This window comes from Mycobacterium paraterrae (assembly GCF_022430545.2).
GTDB classification, from domain to species: Bacteria; Actinomycetota; Actinomycetes; order Mycobacteriales; family Mycobacteriaceae; genus Mycobacterium; species Mycobacterium paraterrae.
The window spans coordinates 4,098,044-4,121,515 of the sequence record NZ_CP092488.2 but is presented as its reverse complement, the minus strand read 5'-3'; the positions used below and the strand labels follow the sequence as shown (position 1 = coordinate 4,121,515).

At 66.7% G+C, this 23,472-nt stretch carries 18 protein-coding genes; 5 read left to right on the top strand and 13 right to left on the bottom strand.

Annotated elements, in window-relative coordinates; translation table 11 throughout:
* Nucleotides 1-19 precede the first annotated feature (19 nt).
* The 6 genes from MKK62_RS20050 to yajC all read right to left on the bottom strand — a co-directional run bounded on the left by MKK62_RS20050 (nucleotide 20) and on the right by yajC (nucleotide 8,318).
* Nucleotides 20-2,392 (bottom strand): RelA/SpoT family protein, encoded by a 2,373-nt coding sequence (locus MKK62_RS20050; protein WP_240258189.1) that lies wholly within the window; start codon nucleotides 2,390-2,392, stop codon nucleotides 20-22.
* A 101-nt stretch (nucleotides 2,393-2,493) separates the two neighbouring features.
* Nucleotides 2,494-3,015: an adenine phosphoribosyltransferase gene (locus tag MKK62_RS20045; RefSeq protein ID WP_240258190.1), complete on the bottom strand. Its 522-nt coding sequence runs from the start codon at nucleotides 3,013-3,015 to the stop codon at nucleotides 2,494-2,496.
* Nucleotides 3,012-4,676: an ABC transporter substrate-binding protein gene (locus tag MKK62_RS20040; RefSeq protein WP_240258191.1), complete on the bottom strand. Its 1,665-nt coding sequence runs from the start codon at nucleotides 4,674-4,676 to the stop codon at nucleotides 3,012-3,014. Before MKK62_RS20040 ends, MKK62_RS20045 begins: the two co-directional genes overlap by 4 nt.
* Before the next feature lie 4 nt (nucleotides 4,677-4,680).
* Nucleotides 4,681-5,970, bottom strand: coding sequence for a protein translocase subunit SecF (gene secF / locus MKK62_RS20035; protein WP_240258192.1), 1,290 nt, complete (start codon nucleotides 5,968-5,970; stop codon nucleotides 4,681-4,683).
* A gap of 4 nt (nucleotides 5,971-5,974) precedes the next feature.
* Nucleotides 5,975-7,867 (bottom strand): protein translocase subunit SecD, encoded by a 1,893-nt coding sequence (gene secD, locus MKK62_RS20030; RefSeq protein WP_240258193.1) that lies wholly within the window; start codon nucleotides 7,865-7,867, stop codon nucleotides 5,975-5,977.
* A 121-nt stretch (nucleotides 7,868-7,988) separates the two neighbouring features.
* Nucleotides 7,989-8,318, bottom strand: a complete 330-nt coding sequence (gene yajC, locus MKK62_RS20025) for a preprotein translocase subunit YajC (protein ID WP_240258194.1) — start codon at nucleotides 8,316-8,318, stop codon at nucleotides 7,989-7,991.
* An 80-nt stretch (nucleotides 8,319-8,398) separates the two neighbouring features.
* Here yajC and MKK62_RS20020 point away from each other — a divergent pair, with 80 nt between their 5' ends.
* From MKK62_RS20020 to gabT, 3 genes are all read left to right on the top strand, one after another.
* Nucleotides 8,399-9,151 carry a nitroreductase family protein gene (locus tag MKK62_RS20020; RefSeq protein WP_240258195.1) on the top strand — a complete coding sequence of 251 codons (753 nt, stop codon included), beginning with the start codon at nucleotides 8,399-8,401 and terminating at the stop codon, nucleotides 9,149-9,151.
* A 72-nt stretch (nucleotides 9,152-9,223) separates the two neighbouring features.
* Complete coding sequence (locus MKK62_RS20015; RefSeq protein ID WP_240258196.1) at nucleotides 9,224-9,469, top strand: hypothetical protein; 246 nt, start codon at nucleotides 9,224-9,226, stop codon at nucleotides 9,467-9,469.
* 100 nt (nucleotides 9,470-9,569) lie between these two features.
* On the top strand, nucleotides 9,570-10,910 hold the full coding sequence (gabT, locus tag MKK62_RS20010) for a 4-aminobutyrate--2-oxoglutarate transaminase (RefSeq protein WP_240258197.1): 1,341 nt from the start codon (nucleotides 9,570-9,572) through the stop codon (nucleotides 10,908-10,910).
* A gap of 4 nt (nucleotides 10,911-10,914) precedes the next feature.
* Here the strand turns inward: gabT and MKK62_RS20005 are convergent, their stop codons facing one another.
* The gene (locus MKK62_RS20005; RefSeq protein ID WP_240258198.1) at nucleotides 10,915-11,409 is read right to left on the bottom strand and encodes a hypothetical protein; all 495 of its coding nucleotides are present in this window, start codon (nucleotides 11,407-11,409) and stop codon (nucleotides 10,915-10,917) included.
* 461 nt (nucleotides 11,410-11,870) lie between these two features.
* Between MKK62_RS20005 and car the strand changes: the two genes are divergently transcribed.
* Nucleotides 11,871-15,383, top strand: coding sequence for a carboxylic acid reductase (gene car, locus MKK62_RS20000; RefSeq protein WP_240258199.1), 3,513 nt, complete (start codon nucleotides 11,871-11,873; stop codon nucleotides 15,381-15,383).
* Between the two features lie 76 nt (nucleotides 15,384-15,459).
* Here car and MKK62_RS19995 read toward each other — a convergent pair whose 3' ends face one another.
* The 6 genes from MKK62_RS19995 to ruvC form a co-directional block, all read right to left on the bottom strand.
* Nucleotides 15,460-16,098 (bottom strand): hypothetical protein, encoded by a 639-nt coding sequence (locus MKK62_RS19995; RefSeq protein WP_240258200.1) that lies wholly within the window; start codon nucleotides 16,096-16,098, stop codon nucleotides 15,460-15,462.
* 343 nt (nucleotides 16,099-16,441) lie between these two features.
* Nucleotides 16,442-17,116 carry a hypothetical protein gene (locus tag MKK62_RS19990; RefSeq protein ID WP_434084970.1) on the bottom strand — a complete coding sequence of 225 codons (675 nt, stop codon included), beginning with the start codon at nucleotides 17,114-17,116 and terminating at the stop codon, nucleotides 16,442-16,444.
* A gap of 115 nt (nucleotides 17,117-17,231) precedes the next feature.
* Entirely contained in the window at nucleotides 17,232-17,621 is a 390-nt protein-coding gene (locus MKK62_RS19985) for a DUF1304 domain-containing protein (protein WP_240258202.1), read from the bottom strand.
* A gap of 63 nt (nucleotides 17,622-17,684) precedes the next feature.
* A complete protein-coding gene (gene ruvB, locus MKK62_RS19980) occupies nucleotides 17,685-18,737 on the bottom strand; it encodes a Holliday junction branch migration DNA helicase RuvB (protein WP_240258203.1) in 1,053 nt (350 codons plus the stop codon).
* Nucleotides 18,738-18,843: 106 nt separating this feature from the next.
* Nucleotides 18,844-19,434 (bottom strand): Holliday junction branch migration protein RuvA, encoded by a 591-nt coding sequence (ruvA, locus tag MKK62_RS19975; RefSeq protein ID WP_240258204.1) that lies wholly within the window; start codon nucleotides 19,432-19,434, stop codon nucleotides 18,844-18,846.
* 55 nt (nucleotides 19,435-19,489) lie between these two features.
* Nucleotides 19,490-20,044, bottom strand: coding sequence for a crossover junction endodeoxyribonuclease RuvC (gene ruvC, locus MKK62_RS19970; protein ID WP_240258205.1), 555 nt, complete (start codon nucleotides 20,042-20,044; stop codon nucleotides 19,490-19,492).
* Between the two features lie 311 nt (nucleotides 20,045-20,355).
* Between ruvC and MKK62_RS26470 the strand changes: the two genes are divergently transcribed.
* On the top strand, nucleotides 20,356-23,292 hold the full coding sequence (locus MKK62_RS26470) for a PGRS repeat-containing protein (protein WP_286670868.1): 2,937 nt from the start codon (nucleotides 20,356-20,358) through the stop codon (nucleotides 23,290-23,292).
* The last annotated feature ends 180 nt before the right edge of the window (nucleotides 23,293-23,472 follow it).

Sequence of the window (23,472 nt, the reverse complement as noted above, 5' to 3'; positions counted from 1 at the left end):
GTCCGGCGACCGCCACCCGTCAGGCCGCCGACGTCACCCGGTAGACGTCGTAGACGCCCTCGACATTGCGGACCACGTCGAGCAAATGGCCCAGGTGTTTGGGATCGCCCATCTCAAATGTGAAGCGGCTGATCGCGACTCGATCACCGGCGGATGTGGTGACCGATGCCGACAGGATGTTCACCCGTTCGTCGGCGAGCACGCGGGTCACATCCGACAGCAGGCGGTGCCGGTCGAGCGCCTCGACCTGGATCGCGACCAGAAACACTGACGACGGTGAGGGCGCCCAGTGCACGTCGATGATGCGCTCGGATTGCTGTTGCAATGACGTGGCGTTCGTGCAGTCGGTGCGGTGCACGCTGACTCCCCCACCGCGAGTGACGAATCCGAGAATCTGATCACCGGGCACCGGTGTGCAGCACTTGGCCAGCTTGGTCAGTACACCCGGCGCCCCGGGCACCGAGACCCCGACGTCGTCGCTGCGCGGGCGGCGCGGAATGGCGGTCAGAGTCGAGCGCTCGGCGAGGTCTTCTTCGGCCTGGTCGATCCCGCCGAGTTCGACCAGCAGCCGCTGCACCACGTGCTTGGCCGAGATGTGCCCCTCGCCCACCGCGGTGTAGAGCGCCGAGACGTCGGCGTAGTGCAGCTCGTTGGCGACCGCCGCCATCGAGCCACCATTGACCAAGCGCTGCAACGGAAGTCCACCGCGGCGCACTTCGCGGGTGATCGCGTCCTTGCCGGTCTCGAGCGCTTCTTCCCGGCGCTCCTTGGCGAACCACTGCCGGATCTTGGTCTTGGCACGCGGCGAGACGACGAATTGCTGCCAGTCGCGTGATGGTCCGGCGGTGGCAGCTTTCGAGGTGAACACCTCGACCACTTCGCCGTTTTCCAGTTTGCGTTCCAGCGCCACCAGTCGGCCGTTGACGCGGGCCCCGATACAGCGGTGCCCGACCTCGGTGTGCACGGCGTAGGCAAAGTCCACCGGGGTGGATCCGGTGGGCAGGGTGATCACGTCGCCTTTGGGCGTGAACACGAAAATCTCTTGCACCGCAAGGTCGTAGCGCAGCGACTCGAGGAACTCGCCGGGGTCGGCGGCCTCTCGCTGCCAGTCGAGCAGCTGCCGCATCCAGGCCATGTCGTCGATCTCGGCAGCGGCGTGCACGTGCGGCACGCCGTTGCGGCCCTTGGTCTCTTTGTATCGCCAGTGCGCGGCGATACCGTATTCCGCGGTGCGGTGCATGTCGCGGGTGCGGATCTGCACCTCCAGCGGCTTGCCCTCCGGTCCGACGACGGTGGTGTGCAACGACTGGTAGACGCCGTAGCGGGGCTGAGCGATGTAGTCCTTGAACCGCCCGGCCATCGGCTGCCAGAGCGAATGCACCACGCCCACAGCGGCATAGCAGTCGCGGATCTCGTCGCAGAGGATGCGGATGCCGACCAGGTCGTGAATGTCGTCGAAGTCGCGGCCCTTGACGATCATCTTCTGGTAGATCGACCAGTAATGCTTGGGCCGTCCTTCGACAACCGCGTTGATCTTCGAGCCGTTCAGGGTGGCGATGATCTCGGCCCGAACCTTGGCCAGGTACGTATCGCGCGACGGCGCCCGGCCGGCGACCAGCCGGACGATCTCTTCGTACTTCTTGGGGTGCAGAATTGCGAAGGACAGGTCCTCCAGCTCCCACTTGACTGTGGCCATGCCCAGCCGATGCGCCAGCGGGGCAATGACTTCGAGCGTCTCGCGCGCCTTCCGGGCCTGCTTTTCCGGCGGCAGGAAACGCATGGTCCGCATGTTGTGCAGCCGGTCGGCCACCTTGATCACCAGCACACGCGGGTCGCGCGCCATCGCGGTGATCATCTTGCGGATCGTCTCTCCCTCTGCGGCGCTGCCCAGCACCACCCGATCCAGCTTGGTCACCCCGTCGACCAGGTGGCCGACCTCGTCGCCGAAATCGGCGGACAGCGCCTCCAGGCTGTAGCCGGTGTCCTCGACGGTGTCGTGCAGCAGCGCCGCGACCAACGTGGTGGTGTCCATGCCCAGCTCGGCGAGGATGTTGGCGACCGCCAGCGGGTGGGTGATGTAGGGGTCGCCCGAATGCCGCAACTGGTCGGCATGCCGGTGCTCGGCCACCTCGTAGGCCCGCTGCAATAGCGACAGGTCTGCTTTCGGGTAGATCTCCCGGTGCACCGCGACCAGCGGTTCCAGCACCGGGCTGATCGCGCTGCGCTGAGCGGTCATTCGCCGAGCCAGCCGCGCGCGAACCCGTCGCGACGCGCTGCTCGGCGCTTTGAGACCGATCCCAGGCTCAGCCGCTTGGGCCGCAGGAGACGGAAGATCGGCGAGCTGCAGCGGCTCCGTCGGCGGCTGTACCGCCGTGCCCTTGTCGTCCGCCACGCCTTTCACCTCCGAAGCTCCAGGATAACGTTCTCGAGCCGATTGCCCGGCTCCTTCTCATCGCGCCGTGACTGACACTCGACGCCCGCACACTCGAGCGCCTAGAACACGCAAACGCTGTGTACCGGCAGCGGCGCAACGTTGTCGCGGCCCCCAAGGCCAATCAGTTCGATGACCACCGCCGCGCGACTCACCTGAGCGCCGGCCTGGTCGAGGAGGCGATGAGCCGCCGCCAGCGTGCCGCCGGTGGCCAGTACGTCGTCCACGACGACAACGTTGCGACCGGTCAGTTCGATTCCGTCGGCGGGCAGCTCGAGGCTCGCGGTGCCGTATTCGAGCTGATAATGCTCGGTGTGTACGGGCGGTGGGAGTTTGCCGCCCTTGCGGATGGCCAGGACACCGGTTCCCAGCCGGGCCGCGACGGCGCCGGCGAGCAGGAACCCGCGGGCGTCGATCCCGGCGATCAGGTCGGCACCTGAGGCGACGTCGACGATCTCGTCAGTCACCGCGGCCAGCCCGCGCGGGTCGGCGAGCAGCGGCGTCAGATCCTTGAACTGGACTCCCGGCGAAGGGAAGTCGGCGACCTGCCGGGTCAGCGCGACGACCAGGTCGGCTGCCGTCATCGCACCAAAACCCAACGGTCCATGTTCCAGCCGGCGCCCCAGCGGCTGGGGTTGGTGCCGACCGCGTACATCTTCTTCGAGGCCAGCAAGGTCCGCTGTTGGCGGTACAGCGGCAGGGTCGGCATTGCTCCCCACAGCACGGGCGCGCTTTCGGCCAGCAGGCGGACCAGGTCGGCAGGATCGGCCGATACCGCCAGCGAGGCGATGATGCCGTCGACCTGCCCGTTGGTGAACCCCGACGCGTTGTTCCCGTTGCCAGTGTGCAGGTCGTAGGCATCCATGGCCGACGAGCCGGTCGAACCGCTGCCGGTGGCGCCGCCGGTGCTGGCCAGCAGCACGTCAATCTTCCCGTCCTTGAGAGCCTGCGGGCCAACCGAGTCGGACGTCACGTCCGACACCGTGATTCCGGCCGGGCCGCAGGCTTTGGCGATCGCGCCGACAATGGCCGCCAGTCGCGCATTGGGTCCGCGGTAGCCGATCCGCACGGGCAGCGGCTTGTTCTTCAACTCGCCGCGCGCCGCCACCGGATCGGCCTTGAGGAAGCGGGCCGCCTCGGGGATGTTCTCGGCCTGCCCGATGGCGTCGTCAACAGCCGGGTGCAACCGCGCATTGGCGATCGGCGACTGCGCGTCGCGCGCGATCACGTCGCGCGGGGTGCACGATGCGACAGCGCGGCGGGCCGCGACGTCGGCGAGCGGCCCGGCCGGTGCGAAAATCAGTTGTTCGATGCCGTCGGACGGCGCGTCGGTGCGCCGGTAGTTGTCCGGCGTGGCCAGGGCTCCCGATGAGCCGGCGGCAACGTCGACGATATCGGCGCTCTTGTCGTTCACCCGGTCCTGGATGTCGGCTTTCTGCGGCCAGACGGTGACCCGCTTGGTCATCGGCTTGGGCCCCCACCACTTGTCGTTCGCGACGAGAACGACTGCGCCGCCGTCCATCACAGATTCGACCTTGTATGGCCCCGACGACGGGAAGTGTTTGGCGATGACGCCGGCCTCGGTGCCCGGCTTCAGGTTCCAGGTGGTGTTCCACGTCTGCGCGATGCGGGCGATGTTCGGCGCGTTGTTGCCGAGCAGCGAGGCGGTGGTGTCGATGCCGAGTTCTTCGGCGATGACGTGCGACGGCAGGATCGCGGTGGCGGTGAACAACTGGTTGTAGTCGACGATGTTGCGGTCTGGAGCGAACGACACTCGCGCCTTCTTCTGCCCGGGTTGGCAGTCGATCGAGGTGACGTCGACGTAACCGGCCTGGCTTGCGGCGTCGAAGCCGGGAAACCGGCCCGACTGGGCGGCCCAGGCCAACACCAGGTCGTCACAGGTGACTGGTTTTCCGTCGGAGTAGACCGCGTTGTCGGCGATTTGGTAGTCGAGCACCAGCGGCGATCCGCCGACCAACGAGATCGAGCCGAAGTCGTGGTCGGCGACGACCTGACCGTCGGGCCCGTGGTAGCCGAATCCGGTGAGCGTGCGGGCGAATGCTTGCGCTCCGGCGGACGCGGCACCGCTCACCGTGTTGGTGTTGTAGGAGTCCAGCGCGCCGTCGACGACGTAGTCGACCTGGCCTGCCGCGCTGCCAGAGCAGCCCGTCAGCAGCGCCGGCACCAGTGCTGTGAGCATGACAGCCAGACCACTGGCGCCCATGCGCCGACGCCAGGGCATCATCGCCTTAGCGTTTGTTCTGCTTGCCGGTCGGCCGCGCGTGGCGGCCTGCAGGGTTGCGCGCGGGCCTGGCGCCGGGGGCCGGCTTGCTGGGCGGCGGCGTTGCGGCAACAGCAGCCGGCGCCGACTCCGCCGAGTCCTCGGTCGAGGCGCTTTGTCGCTTGCTGATCGGGGCCTTGGTGCCATCGGGTCCGCGTCGGCGCAGCACCCGACGGGTGTGAGTCTGAACCAACTCGGTGCGTTCGCGCAGCGTGACCAGTAGCGGCGTGGCGAAGAAGATCGACGAGTAGGTGCCGACGATGATGCCGACCAGCTGCACCAGAGCCAGGTCCTTGAGGGTGCCGACACCGAGCAGCCACACTGCCACCACCATCAGGGCCAGCACCGGCAGCGTCGACATCAGGCTGGTGTTGATCGATCGCATGAAGGTCTGGTTGATCGCGAGGTTGGCTTCTTCGGCGAAGGTACGCCGGGTGGTGTGTTGGAAGCCGTGGGTGTTCTCCTCGACCTTGTCGAACACGATCACCGTGTCGTAGAGCGAAAAACCCAGGATCGTCAGCAGACCGATGACGGTGGCCGGGGTGACCTCGAAACCGACCAGCGAGTAAATACCGGCGGTGACGGTCAGGTCGAAAACCATGGTGGTGAGCGCGGATATCGCCATGTAGCGCTCGTAGCGGACGGTGATGTACAGGCTGACCAGCACCAGGAACACCACCAGGGCGATGACCGCCTTCTTGGTGATCTGCCCGCCCCACGTCGATGACACCGCGGAATCCGAGATGGCCTTCTTGCTGGGCTGTCCGTCGGAACCCTTAGGCGCGAACTGGTCGAACAGCGCGTCGCGCAGCTTCTCGGTCTTGTCGTTCGACAAGGTTTCCGAGCGAATCTGCACAGTCGCCGACGATCCGCTGCCGACGATCACCACCGTCTCCGGGTCATTGCCCAGCGTCTTTCGGAAGACATCCTCGACCTGGCTGACGGTGGCGTGTCCCTTGTCGCCGACAACCGGCATCGACATCGTCGTGCCGCCCTTGAAATCGATGCCAAAGGTGAAGCCGCGCAACAGGATGCTGATGATCGCGATCGCGACGATCACCCCGCTGATCGCGTACCACAACGTGCGTCGTCCGACCACCTCGAAGGCACCGGTACCGCTGTACAGCCGGGACAGGAAGCTGTGGTGCGGCAGAACCGCCGAGTCGTCGCCGCTCGGGCGAACCACGCGCGCCGTCTCCTTGTCGATCTCGACGGCGGTCGTGTCGTCGGTGCCAGTTGTGTCTGCATTTGACGCCATCTCGCTACCCCCGTTCCGTCGCGTAGGCTCCGGACTTCGCTGCGCTCCGTTCGCGCGCGACCTGCTGGACCGCGCCCAGGCCGTTGTATGCCGGCTTCGCCAACCTGGCCGACTTGCCCGCCAAGTAGACCAGTGGCCACGTCACCAGGAACACCACCACGGTGTCGAGGGCCGTTGTGAGTCCCAGCGTGAACGCAAAACCCTTGACCTGGCCGATCGCCAGCACGTAGAGAACGGCGGCTGCCAGGAAGGTCACCGCGTTGCCCGACAGGATCGTCCGACGAGCCCGCACCCAGCCGCGGGGAACCGCGGACCGGAATCGCTTGCCGTCGCGGATCTCGTCTTTGATGCGTTCGAAGAAGACCACGAACGAATCGGCGGTCGTGCCGATACCGATGATCAGACCCGCGATGCCGGCCAGGTCCAAGGTGTAGTTGATGTATCTGCCGAGGAGCACCAGGATGGCGAAAATCATTGCGCCCGAAGCCGCCAACGACAACGCGGTGAGCACCCCGAGGACTCGGTAGTACAGCAGCGAGTAGAGCAGCACCAGGATCAGCCCGATACCGCCGGCGATCAGGCCCGCTCGCAGCGACGTCAATCCCAGTGTCGCGGAAACGGTTTGAGCTTCCGACGACTCGAACGACAGCGGCAGCGAGCCGTATTTGAGGACGTTGGCAAGCGCTTTGGCCGAGCTCGCGGTGAACGGCGGGTCCCCACCGGTGATCTGCGTGCGGCCCCCGGGAATCGCTTCCCGAATCTGAGGTGCGCTGACCACCTGCGAGTCCAGGGTGAACGCCGTCTGAGTGCCGATGTGCGAGGCAGTGAAGTCGGCCCAGGTGTTCGCCGCACCGCTGCGGAACTGGACATCGACGATGTAACCGCCACTGCGCTGATCCAGACCAGAACTGGCGTTCTCGATCTGGTCACCGCTGATGATCGACGGCGCGAGCAGGTAGGCCTGTTTGTGGTCCTTGTCGCAGGTCACCAGCGGCAGCTGGGGGTCGTCATTGCCTGCCAGGATGTCCTCTTGGAAGCACCGGGTGGCCTCATATTGGAGCGCCAAGAACTGCACGCCCTTGTTCGTGCTCTGCCGCCACTCTCGCTCCTTGGCAATTCGCTCGGCGAGGTCCTTGCGCGGGTCTGGCGGACCCGGCTGGATCGGTGGAGGCGCCGCGGGCGCAGGCTGCTCGGCCGCCGTCGAGGGCGACGCTGGGGCCGGTGACGCTGGGGCCGGTGGTGGCGCCGGGGTCGGGGTCGCGGGAGCGTCCTGGGGGTAGGGACGCGGCTGCGGCGGAACTGCCGGGCCACCGGGCGGGTTAGCAGGCGGATTGGGTTGTCCAGCATTCCCACCATCAGGCGCGGGCGCCAACTCGGCCGGGCCGCCGGGCTGAGCCCCAGGCGCCGGCGCATCCGGCGCCGCTCCAGGTGCGAGCGCTCCCGGCTCACCGCCCGGACCGCCCTGGGGGCCCCGAGGAGCAGGTGACCGCGGACCACCCTGCGCGCCGGCGGGGTCGACGGGAAGAGCGTTGATTACTGGCCGGATGTAGAGACGCGCCGTCTGCCCGAGGTTGCGGGCTTCGTTTCCGTCGGTTCCCGGAACGGTGATCACCAGGTTGTCACCGTCGACGATCACCTCGGACCCAGAAACACCAAGGCCGTTTACCCGGGCACTGATGATGGACTGCGCCTGCGACAGCGCTTCCTTGGTCGGACGCGATCCGTCCGGTGTCCGCGCGGTCAACGTCACCCGCGTGCCGCCCTGGAGGTCGATTCCGAGCTTAGGGTCAGGACGCTTGTTCCCGGTGAGGAACACCAACAGGTAGACCCCGATCAGCAAGACCAGGAATACCGCCAGATAGCGGCCAGGGTGCACCGGCGCCGATGGCGATGCCACGTGTTGCGTCTCCTCCGCTCATGCGCGCTGCGCTGTTCTGCAAGTCGCCGCCCCGCCGTTGGCCTCCAGCGCCCCGCTCGGTTCGACTGCACCGAAAAGGGTACGTGGCGGGCCCACAACCTCAGTCGTTGGGCAGTCGGCCCGGCTCGTCGGCAAGATCGCCGGCCTCGTCGACCCCGTTGTCCAGGGTTTCCGGTTCAATGCGGCTCGCGACCGCCAATTTCACCCAGGTGGTCACGACCCCTGGTGCGACCTCGAGGTCTACGACGTCGTCGGTGATCCGCGTAATGGTGCCGTGCAGGCCGGACGTGGTTTGCACTCGATCACCGATGGCCAGCGACTCGTGCAGATCGATGGTCGCCTGCATCGCGCGCTTCTGACGGCGCGACGCAAAGAACATGAACGCCCCCAAGACGATCAGCATCGGCAGGAACACAACCGTTTGGTTCATGAAGGCAGAGATCTTTCGTCGACGTCGCTGGACGGTCACCAGTGTGCCATCAGGCCGTCGCCATCCTCGATCATTGAGCGATGGAGCCCATCTCCGACGGACCGACGTTCCCCCGCACGCGGGAGGTGCCCCCACCTCAGCACGATGCTCGGCCTGCATCGTTGCCGCTCGCTGAAGCGTTGCGCAGCACCGGCGCCGTCCGCGAGTTCACCGATCAGGCCGTGGACGACGCCGTGCTGGCTCGAGTGCTCGACACCGCCCGATTTGCCCCCAGCGGCAGCAATGCTCAGGCCTGGCGAGTGGTGGTGATCAAGGATGCCGAGAACCGTCGTCGGCTGCGGGACTGCTACCTCAAGGGCTGGCGGGACTACCAAGCGCTTGCCGCCGCGGGCCTGCGGCCGTGGTCACCGACCAACGATCGCGCCGCAGAGGCTCGGGCGCTTGCCGCCGAAAACCTCTCGGCGCCAGCCGTTTTCGCGGAAAACTTCGATAAGGTTCCGGTATTGCTGGCGGTGTTCGCCGACTTGTCGAAATTGGCCGCGATCGACCGCGACGCGGGCCGCTATACGTTCGCCGCGGGCGCATCCATCTATCCGTTCGCGTGGAACGTCATGCTGGCCGCACGCGACGAGGGCCTCGGTGGCGTCATCACCACGATCGCGATCCGGGAAGAGGCCGAAGTCAAGGCCATTCTTGGGGCTGCCGACCCGTTGGCGCTGGCCGCGGTGATCGCGCTCGGTTATCCCGTCCGACGGCCTCGTCGACTTCGCCGCGAACCTGTGAGCTCGTTTGTTACGGTCGATTCGATCGACGGCCCGGCCTTCCAGGTTTAGACCGTGTCGGATCGTGGCAAGAGTGAATCGTTGCCTTCAGCAACTTCACAGTGGCTACCGAGGAGGTCTGAAGTGAAAAATCTTATTGGCCGGTTGGCGAGCGCACTGGTGTTGGCCGCTGGAGCCGTAGCCTTTGCGACGTCCGCTACCAGCTGGGCCGATCCGCCCGCGAACTGCGAGCCCGGCCAGTACTGGGACGCCTACAGCAACATCTGCCGCCCGCTTGGCCAGGGCCCGGCGCTGAACTGCCCTCCCGGCCAGTGGTGGGACCCGAACGGCAACGTCTGCCGCGAGTTGGGACACACCGCAGCCGGCTGACAACTGATTGCCAGCCGCGCCCCGCGCGCGGCTGGATTTCACCTGGTCGTCTTCTCGCCGAGTCTCGCGGCTCGTCGCATCGCCGGGCTACGCTGCTGGCGTGCCCGCCATTGAACAGAGCCGCCGCCTCGTCACCGAAATCCCCGGTCCGGCGTCGCTTGAATTGACCAAACGCCGCGCCGCAGCGGTCTCAGCCGGGGTGGGCATGACCATGCCGGTGTTCGCCGCGCGCGCGGCGGGCGGGATTGTCGAAGACGTCGATGGCAACCGGCTCATCGACCTCGGGTCAGGAATCGCGGTCACCACGATCGGCAACTCTGCGCCGCGCGTCGTCGACGCGGTCCGCGCACAGGTCGCCGATTTCACCCACACCTGCTTCATGGTGACGCCGTACGAGGAGTATGTGGCGGTCGCCGAAAGGCTCAACCGAATTGCCCCCGGTTCGGGCGAAAAACGGTCGGTGCTGTTCAATTCGGGCTCCGAGGCCGTTGAAAACGCGATCAAGATCGCCCGCTCTTATACGAAGAAGTCTGCGGTGGTTGCCTTCGACCACGCCTATCACGGCCGTACCAACATGACGATGGCGCTCACCGCGAAATCCATGCCGTACAAGAGTGGATTCGGCCCGTTCGCGCCAGAGATTTACCGTGCGCCGCTGTCCTATCCCTTCCGCGACGGCCTGATCGACAAGGAAATGGCCACCGACGGCGAACTGGCCGCCCGCCGCGCCATCGAAATCATTGCCAAGCAGGTGGGTGCCGACAACCTGGCGGCGGTCATCATCGAACCCATCCAAGGCGAGGGCGGCTTCATCGTGCCCGCAGAAGGTTTTCTGCCGGCGCTGCTCTCCTGGTGCCGAGAGAACAACGTGGTGTTCATCGCCGACGAAGTGCAGACGGGCATTGCTCGGACCGGGGCGATGTTCGCCTGCGAGCACGAGAGCATCGAGCCCGACCTGATCTGCATTGCGAAGGGCATCGCCGACGGGTTGCCGCTGTCCGCGGTCACTGGCCGCGCCGACGTCATGGACGCCCCGCACCCCAGCGGCGTGGGTGGCACCTACGGCGGCAACCCACTCGCGTGTGCCGCCGCGCTGGCCACGCTGGACACGATCGAGGCCGACGGGCTCATCGAGCGGGCCCGCCAGATCGAGCGGCTGATGAAAGACCGACTTCATGCGCTGCAAGCCTCCGACGACCGTATCGGCGACGTGCGCGGCCGCGGCGCGATGATCGCCGTGGAATTCGTCAAACCAGACAGCGCCGAGCCCGACGCCAAGCTGACCAACGCTCTAGCGACCGCAGCGCACGCCGCCGGCGTGATCGTGCTGACGGCAGGCACCTTCGGCAATGTCGTGCGGTTTCTGCCGCCGTTGACAATTACCGACGACCTGCTCAACGAAGGCCTCGACGTGCTGACCGGTGCGCTAGCTGAGCTCTGAGGACTTAGCGGTCCCGAAGCGGTGTGGCGCCGAACACCATGACGAGTCCGTCGGGGTTTTCCTGTAGCGCGTTGCGCAACGGTGCCAGTGACACTTCGGCCGCATCAGGCGAGATGATGAGAACCGACGCGTTTTGATACCGGGCCAGCGCGTCGCGCACGGGGACCATACTGACCGGGGCGGTCAGCGGCGCGTCCGTCTTGTCGGCGGTGAAGGGCATCCGCAGAGAGCCGGGAATCGGCTCAAGCCAACCGAATTCAACCAAGAGGCTGACCCAGCCGTTGTCGCCCAGCTTGTAATATTCCGCTATCTGGCGAAGCTCTTCGGAATTCGGGAAGTTATCGTCGAACCCCCGGCCGGTGCCACTGGGTTCGCCGTAGTAGCTGGCCCGCGTCAACCCGCACGCCCGGCGCATCTCTTCGATCGTGACGTCTGCGCCGGTGATTTCGGCTTGCAGAAAGGCTTTCAGCGGCCTTCCACGCCTGTCTGTGCGGGTCATAATGGTGAACGGTAATTCACACCGGGAACCGGTCGCAGATGGGTCGACACCCAAAAATCCGTCCGGATGCCGGAACCCACTCGGCGAACGACGTTGCGCGACAACGCCTCCGGCAACCTTGTGACCGGGATGCGGTATGAATCAACGGCTTTCCGGTCCCTAGCGCCACTCGGACTCGGGCCTTTTGACGACCACCGGTATGCCCGAGGCCCGCAAGCGCACGTCGGTGAATGATTGCGGAGCGAGGCCCATGGGCGTAGTGAGCGCATCTTTTCTGGGTACCCACACAACTTGGTTCCGACGCCGTTACTGCCTCTCGCGCGTCGGGGCCGTGCAATGAGTCACACATTGCCGCCATCCGCAAATCTCTGGAATATCGTTACCTTTGCTAACGTAGTACTCGTTACGTGCAGCGTGGCACGGGTAGATTTCCCCAATTCACACAGTTGTGAGGTTCTGATATGTCGACTGAGCTCCATGAAGACCAAGAACGTCGCGTCGCAGAGTTGGCCGCCAACGACCCCGAATTCGCGGCCGCGGCACCAGACCCAGCCGTCAGCGCCGCGATCGAGGCCGCCGGCCAAAGCTTTCCCCGCGTCATCAAGGCAGCGCTGGAGGGCTATTCCGACCGCCCAGCACTCGCTCAGCGCGCCTTTGAACTGGTCACAGATCCGCAGACGGGACGCACCACCGCCACGCTGCTGCCCTGGTTCTCCCACGTCACCTACGGGGAACTGGCCGACCGGGTGGATCAGTTCTCCCGCGCACTGACCGACGGCATGGTCAAGCGCGGCGACCGAGTCTGCGTTCTCGGCTTCACCAGCGTCGACTACACCACCATCGACATCGCCTTGGTGCTGGCTGGCGCCGTTTCCGTCCCGCTGCAGACCAGCGCGGCGATCACCCAACTCCAGCCGATCGTCGCCGAGACCGAACCCAGCGTTTTCGCGGCCAGCATCGATTACCTGTCCGACGCCGTTGACGTCATACTGGCGGGCGCCGAAGCCGGGCACACCCCGGCACGACTGATCGTCTTCGATTACCGCAGTGAGATCGACGAGAACCGCGAACTGCTGAACGAGGCGCACGAGCGTCTCGCCGCGCACGCGATCACCATCGAAACCCTCGACGAAGTCCGCGAACGCGGCGCGAAGCTGCCCGCGACCGAGATGGCCGAGGCTGGAGATGACGACCCGCTGGCGTTGCTGATCTACACCTCGGGCAGCACTGGCGCCCCTAAGGGCGCGATGTACCCGCAGAGCAACGTCGCAAAGATGTGGAACAGGTCGACCAAGAACTGGTTCGGCCCGAGCGCCGCGTCGATCACGCTCAATTTCATGCCGATGAGCCACGTCATGGGGCGCGGTATTCTGTACGGCACACTCGGCAACGGCGGCACCGCCTACTTCTCGGCCAAGAGCGACCTGTCGACCCTCCTCGAGGACCTGCGCCTCGTCCGGCCAACCGAACTGAACTTCGTGCCCCGCATCTGGGAGATGCTCTACAGCGAGTACCAAAGCGAGGTCGGGCGACGGATCGCCGAGGGCGCCGACCGCGAAACCGTCGAAGCTCAGGTGCTGGCCGAAGTCGGTCACGAGCTGCTGGGCGGCCGATACATCTTCGCGATGACCGGCTCCGCCCCCATCTCCCCCGAGCTACGCAGCTGGGTCGAGTCGTTGCTCGACATCCACCTGCTGGACGGCTATGGCTCTACCGAAGCCGGCATGGTCTTGTTCGACGGTGAGATCCAGCGCCCGCCGGTAGTCGACTACAAACTGGTCGACGTGCCTGATCTCGGCTACTACGGCACCGACCGGCCCTACCCGCGCGGTGAGTTGCTACTCAAGACCGGAAACATGTTCCCCGGCTATTACAAGCGGCCCGAGACCACGGCAGGAGTCTTCGACGACGACGGTTACTACCGCACCGGCGACGTCTTCGCCGAGACCTCGCCTGATCACTTGGTCTACGTCGACCGTCGCAACAATGTGTTGAAGCTGGCGCAGGGTGAATTCGTCACGCTGGCAAAGCTGGAGGCGGAGTTCGGGAACAGCCCGCTGGTCCGCCAGATCTACATCTACGGCAACAGCGCACAGCCGTACTTGCTGGCGGTCGTGGTGCCGAGCAATGACGCGCTGGCGACCTACGACGACGAGAACCTCAAGCCTCGAATCGCGGAGTCGTTGCAAGCCGTTGCGCGACAAGCGAATTTGCAGTCCTATGAGGTGCCGCGCGACTTCATCATCGAAAAGACGCCGTTCAGCCTCGAGAACGGTCTGCTGACCGGTATTCGCAAGCTGGCGTGGCCGAAGCTCAAGCAGCACTACGGTGAGCGCCTCGAGCAGCTCTACGCCGACCTGGCCCAGGGCCAGGCCGATGAACTCAACGAGCTGCGCCGCAGTGGCGCCGACGCCCCGGCCCTGCAGACCGTCAGCCGAGCGGCTGCCGCGATGCTCGGCGCGGCGAAGTCCGACCTGACGCCCGACGCGCACTTCACCGACCTCGGTGGAGACTCGTTGTCGGCGTTGACATTCGGCAACCTGCTGCATGAGATCTTCGACGTCGACGTGCCGGTTGGTGTGATTGTCAGCCCGGCAAACGACTTACAAGCCATCGCGAACTACATCGAAGCCGAACGACAGGGCACCAAGCGGCCGAGCTTCGCCGCGGTTCACGGCCGCGACGCTGTCGAGGTGCACGCCTCCGAGCTGACGCTAGACAAATTCCTTGACGAGGCCACGCTGACCGCGGCACCCGACCTGCCTAAGGCGAACAGGGAAGTGCGGACGGTGCTATTGACGGGCGCGACCGGCTTCTTGGGCCGCTACCTGGCGCTGGAATGGCTCGAGCGGATGGACTTGGTCGACGGCAAGGTGATCGCGTTGGTACGGGCCAAGACTGACGAAGAGGCGAGGGCCCGTCTTGACAAGACGTTCGACAGCGGTGACCCGAAGTTGTTGGCGCACTACGAGAGCCTGGCCGCCGATCACCTGGAGGTCGTCGCCGGCGACAAGGGCGAGGCCAACCTCGGCCTCGATCCGCACACTTGGCAGCGACTGGCCGACACCGTCGATCTGATTGTCGACCCCGCCGCGTTGGTCAACCACGTGCTGCCTTACAGCGAGTTGTTCGGCCCCAACGCGTTGGGCACCGCCGAGCTGATCAAGATCGCGTTGACCACAAAGATCAAGCCGTACACCTATGTGTCGACGATCGGCGTGGGCGACCAGATCCAGCCTGGAAAGTTCGTCGAAGACGCCGACATCCGGGAGATCAGCCCCACCCGTCGGATCAACGACAGCTACGCCAACGGCTACGGCAACAGCAAGTGGGCCGGCGAGGTGTTGCTGCGTGAGGCTAACGATCTGTGCGGTCTGCCGGTGGCGGTGTTCCGATGCGACATGATCCTGGCCGACACCACGTACGCGGGTCAGCTGAACCTGCCGGACATGTTCACCCGGTTGATGCTCAGCCTGGTTGCCACCGGCATTGCCCCCAAGTCGTTCTACGAACTCGACGCGGACGGCAATCGGCAACGCTCTCACTACGACGGGCTGCCAGTCGAATTCATCGCCGAGGCGATCTCGACGTTGGGCGCCCAAGTGGTCGAGCAGTTCCAGACGTATCACGTGATGAACCCGTACGACGACGGCATCGGACTGGACCAGTACGTCGACTGGTTGACCGACGCCGGGTACTCGGTGCAGCGCGTCGACGACTACGGAACGTGGTTGCAGCGCTTCGAGGGCGCGCTGCGTGGGCTGCCCGAACGGCAGCGTCAGTACTCGCTACTGCCCCTGCTGCACAACTATCAGCACCCGGACAAGCCGATCAACGGATCGATGGCGCCTACTGACCTGTTCCGCGCCGCGGTGCAGGAAGCCAAAATCGGCCCGGACAAAGACATTCCGCACATCTCGCAGCCGGTAATCGTCAAGTACATCACCGATCTGCAACTACTCGGACTGCTCTGACAACACGTCGAAGGCCGACCGCCCCCTTGCCGGTGGCGGTCGGCCTTCAGTGCTTCTTCGAGGTCAAACTTTCACGTCAATGACTGGTCACGCCTGCGCTGCGCCGGCGGAACAAGCCGCCCCTGTGTCCTCCTGCGTGCGCCTGGGCAGGGGTCAACACTTCGGTGCGGGCAGCCGACGTGCTGTACGCACCGGAGTTCCTGGTCGCAAGAACCCCGGCGGCCTGCCGGGCCAACTCGACGTCCCGTGCGGTCTGGATCGTGACGCGTGCCAGTACCGCTCCCCCGATCAGAATGATCAGCGCGCCCAGCCCGGAAAAATAGGTGATGTCGATGACGGCCCGCTTCGCGTCCGTCACCGCCATCGGCTGGCCGACATCACCGAGGCCCAAGGTCGGCGCCAGAGCGCGACCGACGACGAACCATGCACCGGCGATTACGGCCAGCCAGCCGCCGAACATTCCGGTGACACGGTTTCCGGAAACCAGCAGCAGAAAGCCTCCCACGACGACCGTGACCCCAGGAAACACCTCCAGCCAGGCGCGAGACGTGGTCCACAGCCAGGCGGAGCCAGGTGTGTAGGCCAGATGGAAGTAGGGGCCGATGAAGGGAATCAAAGCTCCCCAGGCGCCAAGGATCAGCAGGAGCAACCCGCTCACCGCGCCACGGCTGCGCGGCATGCGCAGGCTGCCAAAACCTGACCGCGAATCAGTCATTTTCGAGTCCTCCTCAACCAGTGGACACCGTGGTGTCGGGCGGGACACCGGGGTGTCGAGCGCGGCTGAGTTCTCAAACGCGCCGACTGAACCGGTGCTGTCTACTCGACGGTCAAGTTAGCCGCCGTGTCTTAGACCCACCTCAGAGCAGCCCACCGCACAGGCGTAGCGAGCAACGGGCCTCGACACCTCGATACGTCCAGTTACGCGGCGTTCGCCGAAGATTGCGAACGTTAGCAACCGCTGAGTTTATTCAGGTTCCGACGGCGATAGGACGGCGACAAATAGCGTTAGCCGGTCGCTGCAAGTTCGCAGCGACCGGCTAAATGTTGGTGAGATCAGGTCAGCGGCCCGCCCCTACGTGGACGCGCCGCCTGCGGAAAAGTCCGCGTTTGGGTTCCCGCCGGGTCTCTTCCGCGGTGTCTGCGTCATGAGCCCGGGATGTGTCGATCACCTCGGTCGGTGCCGCTGCCGCCGCCACGGGTGCGCTGGCCGCGTAGTCGTCTGATGCGGGCGCCAACGGCTCGACGTCGTCTCGCGTCACGTACTCGAGATCACGCGCCGCCCGGACCGAAACCCGGCCCAACATCGCAGCGCCCAGGAAGACGATCAGCGCGCCCAGTCCGGAGAAGTAGCAGATTTCGAGCGCGGCTCGCTTGGCGTCGGTGACAGCGATCGGGTCACCCACGCTGCCGAGTCGAAGTGCTGGTGCGAGCGACCGACCGACCACGAACCATGCCCCGCCGGCTACGGCCAGCCAGCCGCCGAGCATGGCGGTCGCCCGGTTACCTGAAAGCAGGAGTAAAAGGCCACCCACGGCGGCGACAACGCCGGGCAACACCTCAAGCCACCCTCGTGCGACGTTCCATACCCAGGGCTGATCAGGTGTGTATGCAAAGTGAAGATACGGGCCGAGGAAGGGGATCAACGCCCCCAGGATGATCAGGAGCAATCCGCTCATCGCCCCACGGCTGCGCGGCATGTACAGGCGGCCGGGTGCTTCTCGCCGGTAATTCATATCGAGTCTCCTCATACGGGACACCGAGGTGTCAGATTCCCTGGAAGTACCCGTTTGGCGCAGTGGAGTAACCGAGATCACTTTCGACAGCTATTGCGGCGCTTAACCCGGGCCGTTACCGGGCAACGAGTCCGGTCACCAGCAGGACGACCGCGATGGCTGGAAAGATGCCTTGCGTCAGTGCCGCCCGAGCCTTATCCGGCGCCGAGGCCAGCAGCACGATGGCCGCCGCGGCCATCGAACCGACGCCGGCGAATATGAGGGCTGCGCCAACACCCTTGTGTCCCAGCTCGATTGCGCCAATTCCGACGCCTGTGACGATCGCTAGGAAAAGGTTGTAGAAGCCCTGATTGAACGCCAGCAGCTTGGTGGTTTCGGCTTCCTCTGCTGTCGTTCCGAATGTGGCGCGGGTGCGCTTGCTGGTCCATGTCAGCGACTCCATCGTGAAGATGTAGACGTGCAGTAACGCCGCCAGTCCGGCGAATACGACAGCTGCGGTAATCATTCCGACCTCCTAGTCGACGTCGGCGACCCGATTGACCCGGCTGCGCCGCGCTCGCGATCACCGCTACTCGAACAGTCCCGGCTGCCCCAAACCGCTGGCCCGCGGGGGTGGTGTCATGCCCAGATGCGTCCACGCCAGCGGGGTCGCCACCCTGCCGCGCGGTGTGCGGGCGATCATGCCCGCCCGCACCAGGAAAGGCTCGCATACCTCTTCGACGGTGGTGGCCTCTTCGCCGACGGCGACAGCCAGCGTGGACACGCCAACCGGGCCGCCACCGAAGCTGCGGGTCAGCGCCGACAACACGCCGCGGTCGAGTCGGTCCAAGCCCAGTTCGTCGACGTCGTAGACCGCGAGCGCGGCCTTGGCGACATCGCGGGTGATCACCCCGTCGGCGCGCACCTCGGCGTAGTCGCGCACTCGGCGTAGCAGACGGTTGGCGATGCGCGGGGTGCCCCGCGAGCGGCGCGCTATCTCCGCGCCGGCTTCGGCGCCCAATTCGATCCCGAGTATTCCCGCCGAGCGGCTCAGTACGCGCTCCAGCTCGGCCGGCTCGTAGAAGTCCATGTGTGCGGTGAAGCCGAAGCGGTCGCGCAACGGGCCGGTGAGCGCACCAGAGCGAGTGGTCGCACCGACCAATGTGAACGGTGCCACCTCCAACGGAATCGACGTTGCCCCAGGGCCTTTGCCGACGACGACGTCGACCCGGAAGTCTTCCATCGCCAGGTACAGCATCTCCTCCGCGGGCCGGGCGATGCGGTGGATTTCGTCGATGAACAACACGTCGTGCTCGACCAGGTTGGACAGCATCGCCGCCAAATCCCCGGCACGTTCCAGCGCCGGACCCGATGTCACGCGCAGCGAGGAGCCGAGCTCGGCGGCGATGATCATCGCCAACGACGTCTTGCCCAGTCCCGGAGGACCGGAGAGCAGGATGTGATCCGGTGTGCCGCCGCGATTCTTGGCGCCCTCGATGACCAGTTGCAGCTGTTCACGCACCCGCGGCTGGCCGATGAATTCGCCTAACGAGCGCGGGCGAAGGCTGGCGTCGACATCCCCCTCGCCGACGGTCAGAGCTGCCGAGACCTCCCGGTCCTCGGCGTCATCGGCGTCACTCATGGCGCCACTCCTCGATCCCGGCTACGCCGGCATCATCGTCATCGGCGTCACACATGGCGCCACTCCTCGATCCCGGCTACGCCGGCATCATCGTCATCGGCGCGCTTCATTTCGTCTTCCCCAGCAGCGACAGTGCAGAGCGCAACGCGGTCGAGGTGGTGGCGTCCTGGTCAGCCGCGAGCACCTTGTCGGTGGCCTCTTCGGCCTGCTTGATCGCAAAGCCAAGGCCCACAAGAGCTTCCACGACCGGTCCGCGGACGCTATGGCCGTTGACCGCGGCGCCCGCCGAGGCCGAGACCGGCCCGATCTTGTCGCGCAGTTCGAGCACCATCCGCTCGGCACTGCGTTTGCCGATGCCCGGCACTCGGGTCAGGGCGGCGACGTCACCGTCGGCGAGGGCCTGCCGAAGCGCGGTTGCGTCATACACCGCAAGCGTCGCCAACGCGATCTTGGGGCCGATGCCGGACACGCCGAGCAACGTCAAGAACAGGTCGCGGGCGTCGCCGTCGGGAAAGCCGTAGAGCGTCATCGAGTCTTCGCGGACGATCATCGCGGTGATCAAGCGTGCTTCGCTCCCCCGCCGCAGCGTCGCGAGTGTCGACGGAGCCGCCATCAGCTTGTAGCCCACGCCCGCGGCTTCGATGACGACGTGGTCGAGGGCGATGTCGAGCACCTCGCCCCGCACGGAGGCAATCATGTGCGCCGCTCCTCCTCGACACCGCTCACGCGGCGCTCTGCATCGTCGCCGCCGGTCATCGAGCGGCCTTGAGCTTGGCCTGGTAAGTGCGACGCTGCTCGGCCGCAATGGCTTCCGCGGCGGCCATCCGGGCGATCATCGGTGCCCGCCAGCAATGGCAGATGGCCAGCGCGAGCGCATCCGCGGCGTCGGCCGGCGTGGGCTTGGTCTGTAACGCAAGGATTTTGGTGACCATCGCGGTGACTTGAGCCTTGTCGGCACGCCCGTTGCCCGTCACCGCGGCCTTGACCTCGCTCGGTGTGTGGAAGTGGACATCGATGTCGCGCTTGGCGGCAGCGAGTGCGATCACCCCACCGGCCTGCGCCGTCCCCATCGCTGTGTTCGCGTTCTGGTTGGCGAAGACCCGCTCGATCGCAATGACGTCCGGGAGGTGGGTGTCCATCCAATGGTCGACGGTATCGCTGATCGTCAGGAGTCGCCGCGCGAGCGGCTCCTCGGACGGCGTGCGCACCACGTCGACGTCCAACGCGACGACGTGGCGGCCGCGGCCGCTTTCGATCACCGACAGCCCGCAGCGGGTCAGGCCGGGGTCGACGCCCATCACGCGCACTTGACCTCCTCGAGCGCCGAACAGCTGTTCGATCAGAGTAGCGATCGCGGCGCCGAGTACAGGTGAGGGACACGCGGGGTGAGAAACGTGTCGGTGACGGCGGGCTGACAAAATTCCGTTCTCATACAACGCTTGGATTATTTTTATTTACGCAGCCGAATGCAAAAGCCCGTTCGTTCACGGCATTTCATGTTTGGATGAACTCGGAAGTTTCCATCAAGATCATTCGACGGTTCCTCTTGTATGAGAAGACGCTGAGCTAATTGCTCAGTGAGAACCGAGAATCTTCACTTCTGCAAGGGGGAGCGATCATGGCCGGTAAGCACTCCGGGGGGAGCCGGCAGCGGCGCCGAAGCAAAGCGCGTCGTCGCTCGAGCATGATGGGGCTCGGCGGTAGTGCCGGCGCGTTTCTGGCGTTGGGTTTGGGTCCGCTGGCAAGCGCGCCGGCGGCTCACGCAGATGATTTCGGGTTGGACAGCATCATCGATCCGATCGTCGCCTCGATCACCAGCCTCGACCCGGCCTTCGGCGCTAGCCTGGGGAGCTGGGTTGACAGCCTTGACACCGCGCTGACCGCGTGGTCGGCGGCCGACGCGTCGGCAGGTCTCGACAACGTCTTCGGCGCTGCCTCTGCCGGCTCGAGCGCGGCTTCGGACCCGTTCACGGACTTCTGGCAAGGCCTGCAGACCAGCTGGATCGAAAACCCCATGACCGAGGACCTCAACACCTGGCTAGTCCAGATGAACCCCGCCGCGGTTGCCGACTCCTGCGGCTACATCTGCAACGGCGCCAACGGAACCATCGACTCCATCAATGGCCAGGACGGCGGCATCTACTTCGGCAACGGTGGCGACGGGTATACCGCGCTCACCGGCGTCGACGTCAATGGCGGCGCGGGCGGTGACGCCGGAATGTTCGGCAACGGCGGGGCCGGCGGCGACGGCTTCGGCGGTGGCGACGGCGGCGCCGGCGGCCTCGGCGGCATGTACGGCGGCAACGGTGGTCTCGGCGGCGACGGCAGCGGCCTCGGTATCGGCGGCAACGGCGGCAACACCGGAGAGTTCGCGTTCTCCGGCTCCGGCGGAAACGGCGGCATGGGCTTCGTCGGCGGCAACGGCGGCAACGGCGCCACCTATGGATCCCTCGGCAACGGTGGCGCCGGTGGCGCCGGAAGCGCCGCCACCGCGACCCAGGCCGCAGGTACGGGCGGTAACGGCGGCAACGGCGGCCAGTTCTCGTTCCTCGGCTCGGGCGGCAACGGCGGAAGCGGCGGTGCCGGCCTGAACGGCACCACAGGCTCGTTCATCACCGGCGACGGCAGCGGCGGTGACGGCGGCGAAGGTGGCCTCGGCGGCAACGGCGGCACGGCCGGGCTGTTTGGCTTTGGCGGCAGTGGCGGTAACGGCGGTGTCGGCGGCAATGGCGGCGCGGGCGCCCTCGGCGACCTCGACAACCTCAAGTCAATGGGCTTCGGCGGCGTCGGTGGTACAGGTGGCGAAGGCGGCCACAGCGGGTTGGCGGGCGGCGCGGGAACGTCGTCCGGCTTCGCAGGCGCAAGCGGGCTCGACGGCAACGGTGGCTCCGGTGGCGCCGGTGGGGCCGGTGATTCCGTCAGCGCGACCGGCGCGACCGCGACCGGTGGCGCCGGTGGCGCCGGTGGTGCGGGTGGTGTCGGGACCGCGGATGCAGCCGGCCAGGGTGGCGGTGGCGGCGGCGGCGGCGGATGGGCCGTTACCAGTACCAACAGCGGCGGGCTCATTGGCGGAACGTCCACCGCGACCGGTGGCGCGGGCGGCGCCGGTGGCGCCGGGTCCACCACGGCGACGGGCGGCGTCGGCGGTCAGGGCGGATCCGCAGATCTCAACGCAAACGGTGGCTCGATCGTCGGCGGCAAAGCGGTCGGTGGCGTCGGCGGCGCCGGTGGCGCCAACGGCGCAACGGGCGGCGACGGCGGAGGCGCTGTGATCGAGTCCAACGGCGTCGGCAGCCTCGCGAGTGGCACCGCCACCGGCGGCGCCGGTGGAGCGGGCGCCGACGGCGGCGACGGCGGCGACGGCGGCCAAGGCATCCTCAGCGGCGGCTACGGAAACATTTCTCTCAATCCGATCAACAGCGGGACAGTCAGCGGCACGGCAACCGGCGGCGCTGGTGGCTCCGGCACCGGTGTGGGCAGCGTCGGGGGCGACGGCGGCCGTGGGCTCATCGGCGCGTCCGGCGGCCAGCTGCAATCCGGTCCGGTCGCTGGAAACCAGCCCGGCTTTGCCGGCGGCACTGCGACCGGGGGCGCGGGCGGCGCCGGCACCAGCGGCGGCGACGGCGGAACCGGCGGCAGCGCCGTGCTGTCGGGTGGCCTCGGCAACAGCAGTGGCGGTTCGCCCACCGGCGGTATGGTTTCCGGCGGCACCGCGACCGGAGGCGTGGGTGGCGCCGGTCAGTCCGCGGGTGCAGTCGGCGGTGACGGCGGTGCCGCTAGCGTCTCCGCCGGCAGCGGCGCGGGCAGCCAAGTCGTCAACAACGGCGTCGCGGTCGGTGGCGCCGGCGGAGCCAGCGGCACCGGCGTGGCCGGCGGTAACGGCGGAGACGGCGGCCTGGCAGCCACCGCTTTCAGTGGCACCACAGCCACCGGCGGAGCCGGTGCGGCGGGCGGCAACGGCACCGTCGCTGGAGCCACCGGTGGAGCAGGCGGCAACGGCGGCAACGCCATTGTGTCGGGTGGTAGCGGCAACAGCACCGGCGGAGCGGGCGGCGTCGGCGGGACTGGTGGCACGACGGCCGGCGCAGTCGGCGGCGCCGGCGGCAACGGCGGCTCAGGCGTTGCAGGATCGGGCAGCGGCTCGGCCGTCGGGGGCGCGGGTGGGGCTGGCGGTGCGGCCGGCTCGGCGGGTCCCGGCGGGGCAGGCGGCAACGGCGGCAACGCCATTTTGAGCAACACCGGAACGACCGCCCTCAACGCCAAAGGCGGCGTCGGCGCGGCCGGCGGCGTGGGCGGGACCACCGCTGGCGCGACCGGTGGCGCAGGCGGTGACGGCGGTGCGGGTACCGCCAGCACCGCCAACGGCACCGGCGGCAACGGCGGGGCCGGCGGCAACGGCACCGCCGCAGGCACAGGTGGCGCCGGCAACGGCGGGACCGGCGGCGACGGCGGCAACGGCACCAACGCCGTCGGGGGCAACGGGCAGCCTGGAGGCAACGCACAGGCCAACGGCACGCCCGGCACGAACGGCGCGAACGGGGCCAACAACCCCTGAGATCCTGAGCGCAGGCAGCCGCGGCCCGGTCGAAAGACTCGGCCGCGGTTGCCTCGTCGACGGTGTAACTGATCGTCGTAAGTCGCCGACAACGTGGTCAATGTCGATCACCCACGGCTCGCGGGCAGTTCTGACGACAAGTCAACGCCAACGTGCAATCGCCGATATTCTCGCCCGATG

Excerpts from the sequence above, each read along its gene's own strand:
- MKK62_RS20040 (WP_240258191.1), bottom strand. The coding sequence starts at position 4,676 with ATGATGCCCTGGCGTCGGCGCATGGGCGCCAGTGGTCTGGCTGTCATG.
- ruvA (WP_240258204.1), bottom strand. The coding sequence starts at position 19,434 with ATGATTGCCTCCGTGCGGGGCGAGGTGCTCGACATCGCCCTCGACCAC.
- MKK62_RS19990 (WP_434084970.1), bottom strand. The coding sequence starts at position 17,116 with ATGAATTACCGGCGAGAAGCACCCGGCCGCCTGTACATGCCGCGCAGC.
- secF (WP_240258192.1), bottom strand. The coding sequence starts at position 5,970 with ATGGCGTCAAATGCAGACACAACTGGCACCGACGACACGACCGCCGTC.
- MKK62_RS26470 (WP_286670868.1), top strand. The coding sequence starts at position 20,356 with ATGGCCGGTAAGCACTCCGGGGGGAGCCGGCAGCGGCGCCGAAGCAAA.
- MKK62_RS20005 (WP_240258198.1), bottom strand. The coding sequence starts at position 11,409 with ATGACCCGCACAGACAGGCGTGGAAGGCCGCTGAAAGCCTTTCTGCAA.
- car (WP_240258199.1), top strand. The coding sequence starts at position 11,871 with ATGTCGACTGAGCTCCATGAAGACCAAGAACGTCGCGTCGCAGAGTTG.
- MKK62_RS20045 (WP_240258190.1), bottom strand. The coding sequence starts at position 3,015 with ATGACGGCAGCCGACCTGGTCGTCGCGCTGACCCGGCAGGTCGCCGAC.
- MKK62_RS19995 (WP_240258200.1), bottom strand. The coding sequence starts at position 16,098 with ATGACTGATTCGCGGTCAGGTTTTGGCAGCCTGCGCATGCCGCGCAGC.
- MKK62_RS20020 (WP_240258195.1), top strand. The coding sequence starts at position 8,399 with ATGGAGCCCATCTCCGACGGACCGACGTTCCCCCGCACGCGGGAGGTG.
- MKK62_RS19985 (WP_240258202.1), bottom strand. The coding sequence starts at position 17,621 with ATGATTACCGCAGCTGTCGTATTCGCCGGACTGGCGGCGTTACTGCAC.
- ruvB (WP_240258203.1), bottom strand. The coding sequence starts at position 18,737 with ATGAGTGACGCCGATGACGCCGAGGACCGGGAGGTCTCGGCAGCTCTG.
- yajC (WP_240258194.1), bottom strand. The coding sequence starts at position 8,318 with ATGAACCAAACGGTTGTGTTCCTGCCGATGCTGATCGTCTTGGGGGCG.